The sequence below is a fragment of the Kitasatospora sp. NPDC048540 genome (assembly GCF_040651175.1).
GTDB lineage: Bacteria > Actinomycetota > Actinomycetes > Streptomycetales > Streptomycetaceae > Kitasatospora.
Window position 1 is genome coordinate 71,787 of sequence record NZ_JBEZIR010000029.1, and the last position, 10,178, is coordinate 81,964.

Annotated in this window: 9 protein-coding genes and 1 riboswitch; of the genes, 7 read left to right on the top strand and 2 right to left on the bottom strand. The window is 74.9% G+C overall.

Annotated elements, in window-relative coordinates; genetic code table 11:
- Positions 1-43: 43 nt before the first annotated feature.
- Positions 44-1,870, bottom strand: coding sequence for a phosphomethylpyrimidine synthase ThiC (gene thiC / locus AB0D08_RS14490; RefSeq protein ID WP_033817929.1), 1,827 nt, complete (start codon positions 1,868-1,870; stop codon positions 44-46).
- A riboswitch (TPP riboswitch) is annotated at positions 1,866-1,999 on the bottom strand. (Overlaps the previous gene by 5 nt.)
- A gap of 132 nt (positions 2,000-2,131) precedes the next feature.
- On the opposite strand from thiC, the gene AB0D08_RS14495 reads away from it, so the two are divergent.
- Both AB0D08_RS14495 and AB0D08_RS14500 read left to right on the top strand, forming a co-directional pair.
- Positions 2,132-2,356 carry a hypothetical protein gene (locus AB0D08_RS14495; RefSeq protein ID WP_359888715.1) on the top strand — a complete coding sequence of 75 codons (225 nt, stop codon included), beginning with the start codon at positions 2,132-2,134 and terminating at the stop codon, positions 2,354-2,356.
- 153 nt (positions 2,357-2,509) lie between these two features.
- Entirely contained in the window at positions 2,510-3,976 is a 1,467-nt protein-coding gene (locus tag AB0D08_RS14500) for a flotillin family protein (protein ID WP_033817927.1), read from the top strand.
- Positions 3,977-4,052: 76 nt separating this feature from the next.
- On the opposite strand, the gene AB0D08_RS14505 is transcribed toward AB0D08_RS14500, so the two are convergent.
- Entirely contained in the window at positions 4,053-4,736 is a 684-nt protein-coding gene (locus tag AB0D08_RS14505) for a VC0807 family protein (RefSeq protein ID WP_051811599.1), read from the bottom strand.
- Between the two features lie 200 nt (positions 4,737-4,936).
- Here AB0D08_RS14505 and AB0D08_RS14510 point away from each other — a divergent pair, with 200 nt between their 5' ends.
- From AB0D08_RS14510 to AB0D08_RS14530, 5 genes are all read left to right on the top strand, one after another.
- Positions 4,937-5,947 (top strand): ketoacyl-ACP synthase III, encoded by a 1,011-nt coding sequence (locus AB0D08_RS14510; RefSeq protein WP_359888718.1) that lies wholly within the window; start codon positions 4,937-4,939, stop codon positions 5,945-5,947.
- A complete protein-coding gene (locus tag AB0D08_RS14515) occupies positions 5,944-6,684 on the top strand; it encodes a glycosyltransferase family A protein (RefSeq protein WP_233288881.1) in 741 nt (246 codons plus the stop codon). Before AB0D08_RS14510 ends, AB0D08_RS14515 begins: the two co-directional genes overlap by 4 nt.
- Positions 6,685-6,699: 15 nt before the next feature.
- Positions 6,700-8,157, top strand: a complete 1,458-nt coding sequence (locus AB0D08_RS14520; protein ID WP_359888721.1) for a class I adenylate-forming enzyme family protein — start codon at positions 6,700-6,702, stop codon at positions 8,155-8,157.
- A complete protein-coding gene (locus tag AB0D08_RS14525; protein WP_359888723.1) occupies positions 8,154-9,206 on the top strand; it encodes a cytochrome P450 in 1,053 nt (350 codons plus the stop codon). Before AB0D08_RS14520 ends, AB0D08_RS14525 begins: the two co-directional genes overlap by 4 nt.
- 2 nt (positions 9,207-9,208) lie before the next feature.
- A partial coding sequence (locus AB0D08_RS14530) for an NAD-dependent epimerase/dehydratase family protein (RefSeq protein WP_359888726.1) occupies positions 9,209-10,178 on the top strand: 970 nt, incomplete at its 3' end.

The window sequence follows — 10,178 nt, forward strand, 5'->3', positions numbered from 1 at the left end:
CCCCTCCTGCCTCCCGGTGCGGCGCCTGGTCGGTGGCCGCCGGTCAGTCGGCCAGCGGCAGGTAGACCCGGTTGCCCTGGGCGGCGAACTCCTCGGACTTGGCCTGCATGCCGGCCAGGGCCTCGGCTGCGTAGCCGGAGCCGTCGACCGCGGTGGAGCCGTCGCCGTGTTCCGCGCGGATCTGCTGGGAGATCTTCATGGAGCAGAACTTGGGGCCGCACATGGAGCAGAAGTGCGCGGTCTTGGCGGGTTCGGCCGGCAGGGTCTCGTCGTGGAACTCGCGGGCCGTCTCCGGGTCGAGGGCCAGGTTGAACTGGTCCTCCCAGCGGAACTCGAAGCGGGCGTCGGACAGTGCGTCGTCCCAGGCCTGTGCGCCGGGGTGGCCCTTGGCGAGGTCGGCCGCGTGGGCGGCGATCTTGTAGGTGATGACGCCGGTCTTGACGTCGTCCCGGTTGGGCAGGCCCAGGTGTTCCTTGGGGGTGACGTAGCAGAGCATCGCGGTGCCCCACCAGGCGATCATCGCCGCGCCGATGCCCGAGGTGATGTGGTCGTACCCGGGCGCGACGTCGGTGGTGAGCGGGCCGAGGGTGTAGAACGGTGCCTCGTCGCAGATCTCCCGCTGGAGGTCCATGTTCTCGCGGATCTTGTTCATCGGGACGTGGCCGGGGCCCTCGATCATCACCTGGACGTCGCGCTCGCGGGCGATCCGGCCGAGCTCGCCGAGGGTCTGCAGCTCGGCGAACTGCGCCTCGTCGTTGGCGTCGGCGATGGAGCCGGGCCGCAGGCCGTCACCGAGCGAGAAGGTGACGTCGTAGGCGGCGAGGATGTCGCAGAGTTCCGCGAAGTTGGTGTACAGGAAGTTCTCCCGGTGGTGCGCCAGGCACCAGGCCGCCATGATCGAGCCGCCGCGCGAGACGATGCCGGTCTTGCGGCGGGCCGTCAGCGGGACGTACCGCAGCAGCACGCCGGCGTGGACGGTCATGTAGTCGACGCCCTGCTCGCACTGCTCGATGACGGTGTCGCGGTAGACCTCCCAGCTCAGTTCCTCGGCCTTGCCGTCGACCTTCTCCAGTGCCTGGTAGAGCGGCACGGTGCCGATCGGCACGGGGGAGTTGCGCAGGATCCACTCGCGGGTGGTGTGGATGTTGCGGCCGGTGGAGAGGTCCATGACGGTGTCGGCGCCCCAGCGGGTGGCCCAGGTCATCTTCTCCACCTCCTCCTCGATCGAGGAGGTGACGGCGGAGTTGCCGATGTTGGCGTTGATCTTCACCAGGAAGTTGGTGCCGATGATGGCCGGCTCCACCTCGGGGTGGTTCACGTTGACCGGGATGACGGCCCGGCCGCGGGCCACCTCGTCGCGGACGAACTCCGGCTCCAGCCCCTCCCGGATGGCCACGAACTCCATCTCCGGGGTGATCACTCCCTGCTTCGCGTAGGCGAGTTGGGTGACCGCCGCGCCGGCCCGGCCGCGCAGCGGGCGGCGCGGGCGGCCGGGGAAGACGGCGTCCAGGTTGCGGAGGTTGCCGCCGCGCGGGGCGGTGTGTTTGATCCCGTCGTCCTCCGGGCGGGCCTCGCGCCCGTCGTACTCCTCGACGTCGCCGCGCTGGCGGATCCAGGGATCGCGCAGCGCCGGCAGGCCGCGGCGGACGTCCGGCTCGTAGGCGGCGTCGGTGTACGGGCCGGAGGTGTCGTAGAGCGGTACGGTCCGGCCGTTGGTGAGGTGGACCTCGCGGTACGGGACCCGCAGGTCGGGGCGGGACCCCTCGCGGTAGGCCTTGTGCCAGGCTGGGGTCGGGTAGCCGGTGGCGGCGCTGCTGACCTGGCCCGTCGTGCTGCGGGCAGACTCCTGCTGTGCATCAAAGATGGTCATCTGACCTTCTACTCCCTACGCCGGCATTACCCGGTCCAGGTTCCTGCGGTCGGCGCAGCGGCTGGCCCGTCGTCCGACGTGCCGGTCAGCGCCCTCTCAGCCCGGTGCTCCGAGCTCCCGTTGTTCGCAGACGGTTTGCCTGCGTAAGACGTCCAACACGGTAGCGGGCCGTCCGGTCCAGGTCCAGACGTGTTCCGGCCACCGGACGCGGGCCGGGCCGGAACTCCGCCCGCCGGCGGCAGCGGTGGGAGACTTGGCCGCATGGTCGGGTTGACGGGACGGGTGACGGGCAGGGTCGGGGCCGGCCTGGTCGGCGAGGTGCTGGTCCATGTGCCGCAGCGGCAGGGGTCGGAGGCGTTCCTGGCGTACCTGGCGGTGCCGGGGGACCCGCTCGCACCGGGCACGCCGGTGGTGGTGCTGGAGTACCAGCCGCCGCGCACGGTCTACGTCGCCGCGGCGTATCCACCTTCCTTACCTGGCTCTTGACGCAATCTTGACGCCCTTGGAGCACGATCAGGACACCCGGCCCTTCCCAAGCGATCACGGCAGGCGAAGAATCTGCTGCTGCCACCGCGTTCCGCGCCGTCCTGCACAACAGCGCGCAGCCACGGAACCGGTGTGCCCGAAGGGGGAAAGCCGATGCTGATCGGCATCGCGGGGGCCGTGGTGGCCTCCATCGTGATCGTGATCGTGCTGTTCAAGCTGATGTGGCGGGTGGCCGAGCCCAACGAGGCGCTGGTCATCTCCGGGTCGAACCACCGCACCGAGGGCGTGGCGGACGGGCTGGGCTTCCGGATCGTCACCGGGCGCGGCACCTTCGTCCTGCCCGGTGTCCAGGCGGTCCGCAAGCTCTCGCTGGACCTGAACGAGGCCGAGCTGGACGTCGAGTGCGTGACCTCGCAGGGAATCCCGGTGCACGTCAAGGGCGTTGTGATCTTCAAGGTGGGCGACGACACGGTGTCGATCGCCAACGCCGCCCGCCGTTTCCTGGACCAGCAGAAGATGATGGGCCAGCGGGTGCACAACGTGTTCGCCGGTCATCTGCGGTCCATCGTCGGCGGGTTGACGGTCGAGGACATGATCCGCGACCGGGAGCGGCTGACCGGGGAGACCCGGGCGGCGTCCGGGTCCGAGATGGAGAAGCTCGGCCTGATCATCGACTCGCTGCAGATCCAGGAGATCCTGGACCCGACCGGCTACATCACCAACCTGGCCGCGCCGCACGCCGCCGCGGTCCAGCGCGACGCCCGGATCGCGGCCGCCGAGGCCGACCGGCGGGCCACCGAGGCGGAGCAGGAGGCGTTCGCCCGCAAGGCCGAGGCGACCCGCAACTCCGGTATCCAGCAGGCCGGTTACCAGGCCGAACTGGAGACGGCGACGGCCCGGGCGCTGCAGGCCGGTCCGCTGGCCCAGGCGGCCGCCCGGCAGGAGGTCGTGGTCCAGGAGACCAAGGTCGCCGAGTTGGAGGCGCACCGCAAGGAGCAGCAGCTGCAGGCGGACGTCCGCAAGCCCGCCGACGCCCGGGCGTACGAGACCCGGACCAAGGCGGAGGCCGACCGTGACGCGCGGATCTCCGCGGCCGAGGCGCTGGCCCGGGAGACCGAGCTGAAGGCGGGCGCGGAGGCGAACCGGGTGAAGATCGCGGCGACCGCGGAGGCAGAGGCGACCAGGGCGCGCGGACTGGCCGCGGCCGAGGCGACCAAGGCGACCGGTCTGGCGGAGGCGGCGTCGGCGGAGGCCCGTGGTCTGGCGCAGGCCGAGGCGGCGCGGGCGCTGGGTCTGGCGGAGGCGGAGGCGATCAAGGCCCGGGCCGCCGCGCTCGCGGAGAACCAGGAGGCGGTGGTCGCGCAGCAGCTGGCCGAGAACTGGCCGGAGATCGTCCGGGCCGGCGCGGAGGCCTTCGGCAACGTCGAGCACATGGTGCTGCTGAACGGCGCGGACGGGATGTCCGACATGTTCGCCAAGGCGCTGACCATGGGCGGTACCGGCCTCGGGCTGGCCCGGCAGCTGCTGGGTGCGATGAGCAACCCGAAGGAGGGGGTGAAGGACGGGCCCGCCGCCGAGAAACCGGTGAGCCTGCCGATCCCGGTGCAGGACGCGTCCTGACCCTGGGGAGCCCGAGGTGCCCGTCCACCGGTCGCGGTGGGCGGGCACGGGTGTTCGCGGAGTGGATCGGGAGGGGTCAGCGGGCCTCGGCCCCGGCCTCGGCGATGACCTGCTCGGCCATCCGGCCGGCGAAGACGTTGCCGACCAGGACGCCGAGGCCGATGGCGCCGACCAGCATCACGGTGCTCAGCCAGACCATGGTCTCCAGCGGCACGGTGTAGGCGCCGACCACCTTGGCCACGCACTCGGCGACCAGCAGCGAGCCCCAGGCGAGCGAGAAGTTGCGCTCGTTGCGGCGGAAGGCCGCCGAGGTCGCCAGCAGCCGGTCCCAGGCGGCGGACCGGGCGGCGTCGCCCTTGACGATGAAGGGCCGCAGTCCGGCGGTCATCAGCGGCCGGCCGAGCAGCGCCGTGACGATCATCGAGCCGCCGATCACGCTGCTGACCGCGCCGTCCTTGGCGAGCATCAGCCGGGGGTCGCCGGCCAGCGTGGACAGGGCGAGGCCGGCCACGTTGACCAGCAGCATCAGCAGGGCGAGCGAGTTGACCGAGCGGTCCCGCACCAGGGCGCCGACGGTCCGGACCACCGGCACCGCGCTGCTGATGGCGAGCGAGGCGACCAGGCCGAGGCCGAACACCGCGTGGGCGGTGTAGTAGGCGCCGAGCGGCACCGCGATGTCGACGGCCAGCGGCCGCAGGGCGGCGAGCGCCCCGGAGCCGGCCTTGCGGCGGATGTCCGTGCTGGTGGTGATGGTGGCCATGGTCCTGTTCCCCGTTCGTCCCGGTGCTGCTCGGCTCGCTCTCTGCGATGTCCCAACTCTCGCCTGCGGCAGGGGCTGCGGGTCAGTGTGCGCTGTGCGGGAAAGTGCATGACGGATGTCACGGCCGAGCCCGATCGCCTGTCACCGATGAGTACGGGTACTCAGGTCCACCCCCTCGCCGAGCGGCCAGGATGGCGGTCATGGACCTCCGGATACCGAAGGTCGGCATCACCGCCGTGGGCGCCTGCCTGCCGGCCCGGGTGCTGACCTCGCAACAGCTCCAGGACGAGGTGACGGGCGGCAGCGGCCTGCGACTGCCCGAGGGGGTGTTCGAGAAGGCGACCGGCATCCGTACCCGGCACTTCGCGGCGGACGGCGAGTACGCCTCCACGCTGGCGCTCGGGGCGGCCCGGCAGGCGCTGGACGGCGCGGGGCTCGACCCGCTCGACCTCGATCTGCTGGTGTTCGCCTCGGCCACCCGGGACGTCTGCGAGCCCGCGACCGCGCACCTGGTGCAGGCCGAACTCGGCTCCCGGGCGCACGCGTTCGACCTCTCCAACGCCTGCAACAGCTTCCTCAACGGCATCGACACCGCCCGGGCGATGATCCTGGCCGGCCGGGCCCGGCGGGCCCTGGTGGTCACGGGGGAGACGCCGAGCCGGGCGATGCGGCGCGACCCGGGCGGCCTGGCCGACTTCCGGGACTCCTTCGCCGGCTACACCTTCGGCGACGCGGGGGCGGCCGTGGTGGTGGAGGAGGTGGAGCACGGCGGCATCCTGGACGTGGAGACCGAGACCGCCTCCGAGCACTGGGAGGTCGGCGGCATCCCGAGCGGCGGCTCGCGCCACCCGCGCGGCGACGAGTACAGCTACTTCCGGGGCGGCGGCAAGGAGTTGCGCGGTGTCTTCGAGCGGATCGGCGCCGACATCCTGACCCGGACGGCCGCCCGCACCGGGCTCGGCTGGGACGCGTACGCCCGGGTGCTGGTGCACCAGGTGACGCTGCCGTACCTGGAGCGGTTCGTGGAGCTGACCGGGGTGCCGGCCGAGAAGCTGGTGGTCACGGTGGACCGGCTGGGGAATCTCGCCAGCGCCACCATCGGCGTCCAACTGGAGCTGATCAGACCGGGATTGCGGACCGGGGACCGGGTACTGATGGTGGGTCTGGGCGGCGGGGTCAGCCTGACCACGATGGTCTGGGAGGTGTCGTGACCGAGCTGTGGGTGGTCGTCCCGGCGTACCAGGAGGAGACCCGGATCGAGGGCGCGCTGCGGGCGCTGGCCGCCCAGCGCGACCTCGGCTTCACCCTGCTGGTGGTGGACAACGGCTCGACGGACCGGACGGTGGAGCTGGTCCGGGCCTTCGCCGGGCGGGCGCCGTTCCCGGTGGAGGTGCTGGTGGAGCCCGAGAAGGGGGTCGGCTGCGCGGTCGACACCGGCTTCCGGCACGCCATCGCCCGGGGGGCCACGCTGCTGGCCCGCACCGACGCGGACTGCCTTCCGCAGCCGGGCTGGACGGCCGCCGCCCGGGCCGGGATGCTCGCCTGCGGCGGCCTGGTCTGCGGGCACATCACCGCGCGCCACGACGAGCACGGGCCAGTGGGGCGGGCGGCGTTCCGGGTGCTGGTGACGCTGGGCGCCGCCTTCGGGCGGATCCGTCCGGCGCACCGCCGCCGGCACGGCTACCTGGTGCCGTACCGGATGCACGCCGGGAACAACATGGCGGTCACCGCGGAGCTGTACCGGGCGGTCGGCGGGATGCCGCGCCGGCCCTCGCCCACCGACCGGGCGTTCATCAACCGGGTGCGCCGCCGCACCACCGCGATCGTGCACCGCCGGGACATGGTGGTGCAGAACTCCACCCGCCGGATCCGCGCCTACGGCGTGCTCGGCACCGCCCGCTGGTACCTGGAGCGCGGCGCCGGGCCACGCTCCACCGACCCGCGCTGACGAGGGGACCGGACCATGCTCGACCGGCTCGACCGCACCCTGCGCGAGGGCGCCGACCGGCCCGCCCTGCTCGGCTGCACCCGGACCGGGGCCGTCACCGTACGGGCCCGCTGCGGTGAACTCGCCGATCTGGCGGATGCCTTCGCCGCCGCCCTGCACCACCGGTACGGCCTGCGGCCCGGGGACACCCTCGGTGTCGCCGTCCGGCCGGGGCCGCGCGCGCTCGCCGTGCTGCTCGCGGCGCACCGGCTCGGCCTGCGGGCCGCCGTGCTCGACCCGTCCGCCGGGCCCGAGGTGCTGCTCGCCCGGCTCGCGCTGGCCCGGCCGGCCCTGGTGCTGGCCGACGCCGCCGCCCAGGCGGTGGCGGGCTGGGCCCGGCCGCTGGCCCGGCGGGCGCACCTGGCGCTGCCGCCGCTGGCCGAGCTGGGGCCGGTCGCCACCGTCGGCCCGCGCCGGCCGGGCTGCGCGCCCGCGCTGACCGGCGGGCCGGGTGGGCCGCCGCCCCGGTACGACGGTGACGGCGACGCCGTGATCGTGTTCACCTCCGGCACCACCTCCGCGCCGCGCGCCGTGGTGCACACCCGGGCCACACTGGCCGCCGGGATGCGCACGGTGGACGGCCTGGTACGGCCGGGGCCGGGCGCGGCGGTGCTCGGCGGCACCTTCTTCGTACTGGTCCCGGCACTGGCGGCGGGGGCGTCGGTGGCGCTGTCGGCCCGCTCACCGAAGGTGCTGGGCCGTCAGCTGGCCCGGCTGCGGCCGGACGAGACCTATCTGACGCCGCCGCAGCTGCGCGGGATCGGCTCGTTCACCGGCCGGGTGTGGACCGGTTCCGCGCCGGCCGGCGCGGAACTGCTGCGCCGGGTCAAGCGGCTGGGCGCCCGGGAGGCCTGGGGGGTGTACGCGCTGACCGAGCTGTTCCCCGCGGCGGCCGTCGAGGAGGGCGAGAAGTCGGCGTTCGACGGCGACGGCGATCTGCTCGGCCACCCGCTGCCCGGGGTGCGCACCGCGCTGACCGGCGACGGCGAACTGCTGCTCGCCGGCCCGGCCGCCCGGGACCGCTACCTGGGCGAACGCCCCGACCCGTGGGTGCGGACCGGCGACCGGGCGCGAATCACCGCGGACGGCCGGATCGTGCTGGCGGGGCGCTGCAAGGACATGGTCCTGCGGCGCGCCGAGAACATCTACCCCGGCCTGTACGAGCCCGCGCTGCACCTGCCCGGGGTGGAGCTGGCGGTGCTGGTCGGCGTCCCGGCCGGGGACGGCGACGAGCGGCTGGTCGCCCTGGTGCAGCCCGCGCCGGGCACCGACCGGCGGCGGCTGCGCGGCGCGTTGCAGGGCCCGCTGGAGCGGATGGGGTCGGCCCGCCCGGACGCGCTGCTGTTCGCGGACGTGCCGCTGGCCGGCCGCTCCCGCAAGCCCGACCGGGCCGCCGCCGCGCGGCTGTGCGCCGAGGAGCTGGGGCTGCGGTGACCGCCGTCCCGGCCCCGGCGGGGGACCGCGCGGCCCGACAGAAGGACCGCCTGGTCTACCTGCGCAGCCACCCCGTGCTGTTCGCGCTGCTGTCCGCGACCCGGGGCCGGCCGGTGGTGCGGCTCGGCCGTACGGTGCTGGTGCACGGCCCGGACGCGTACCGCGAGGTGCTGACCTCGCTGCCGCTGGACCGGACCGCCGACGGCACCACCGGCGGGGCGGCCGCCCGGCTGAGCGGCGGCGGGCTGCTGTTCGACCAGGACGGTGCCGGGCACCGCGCCGCCCGGCGCCCGCTCGCCGCGCGGCTCGGCCGCCAGGGCGTGGAGCGGCTGCGGCCGGTGTGGCAGGAGGTGTTGGAGCGCCGGCTGGCCGTGCTGGACGGGCCGGTGGACCTGGTGCCGGTGGTCCGGGAGCTGGCCGGGGCGAGCGCGGCCGTGCTGACCGGCTCCGACGCCGACCCGCTGGTGCTGGCCCGGGCGGCGGCCGGGGCGGCCTCGGCCGCCGCCGGGGAGCACCTGCCGGGGCTGCTCCCCCGGCGGCGGGGCCACGGCGCGGCGGCGGCGGCCCGGCTGGCCGCGCTGCTGCCCGACCCGCTGGACGCGATGGTCGCGGTGGCCGCCGTCAACACCACCGTCGCCGCGCTGCCGCGGGCCGCCGCCTGGTGCGCCCGGGCGGGTCTGTGGCCGCGGGTCTCGCCGGAACTCGCGGTCGAGCTGCTGCGGCTGACGGCCGCTTCGCCGGTGCTGCCGCGGGTCGCGGCGGCGGACGGTGTGGTCGCGGGCTGCCCGGTCCGGCGGGGTGACCGGCTGGTGCTGGTCGCCCGGCACGCCGCCGAGGCGCACCGCGCGGTGCCCGAGCGGCCGGCCGCCGCCGCGCAGGCGGTCTTCGGCGCCGGCCCGCACGCCTGCCCGGGGGCGGCGCTGGCCCGGACGCAGCTGGCGGACTTCCTGGCGGCGCTGGCCCCGCACCGGCCGCGGGTGCTGCGGGCGCGGGTGGACCGCCGTTCGGCGCTGCCCGGGTATGCCGTGCTGCTGGTGGGGAGGGGGTGAGGATGCGGATCGCGGTCACCGGGGCGAGCGGTTTCTGCGGCTCGTACGTGGCGCGGGCGGCCGCCGCGGGCGGGGCGGAGGTGCTGTGCGTGGGGCGCCGGCCGGGTCCGGTGGGCCGGCACGTGTTCTGGGACGCTGCGGCCGGGGTGCCGGAGCTGGGCGGGGCCGACCTGGTGGTGCACTGCGCGGCGGCCGTGGGCGATCACCCGGTGGGGTCCCTGGCCGAGGCCGGGCAGTACGAGGTGAACGTCGGCGGCACCGGGCGGCTGCTGGTGGCGGCGGCCGGCCGGCCGGTGGTGTGGGTGAGCAGCGCCAGCGTGTACAGCCCCCGGCCGGGTGGCGCGCCGGTCCGGGAGAGCCACCCGACCGTGGACGGCCACCTGAACGGGTACGGGCGCAGCAAGGCGCTCGGTGAGCGGCTGGCGCTGGATGCGGGCGCGGTGGTGCTGCGGCCGCGGGCGGTGTACGGGGTGGGGGATCCGCATCTGGTGCCGCGGCTGCTGGCGCGGGTGCGCGGGGGTGTGCTGGCGCTGCCGGGCCGGGATGTGGCGCTCAGCCTGACGGCAGTGGAGAACCTCGCGCAGGCGGCGCTGGCGGCGCCCGGGTGGCCGCCGGGCGCGTACAACGTGGCGGACGCGGTGGCGTACCGGCGGGACGAGGTGGTGCGCCGGATGCTGCGGGCGTACGGGGTGCGCGCCCGGATCGTTCATGTGCCGCTCGCGCTGGCGCGGTTGGCGCGTTCGGCGGAGCTGACGCCGTACGCGCTGGACCAGTTGGCCCGCAGTGTGGTGCTGGACACCGGCAGGGCGAGGGCGCAGGGGTGGGTGCCGCGGTACGGCCTGGCGGACCACCTGGCGGCGGTGGTGCGGACGGCGGAAGGCGCGCCCCCCCCCGGTGCGGGGGGGGGGGGCCGGGGGGGGGGGTGCGCATTTGGGGAGGTGGGTAAATCAAACCGGAGAAAAAACCGAAACC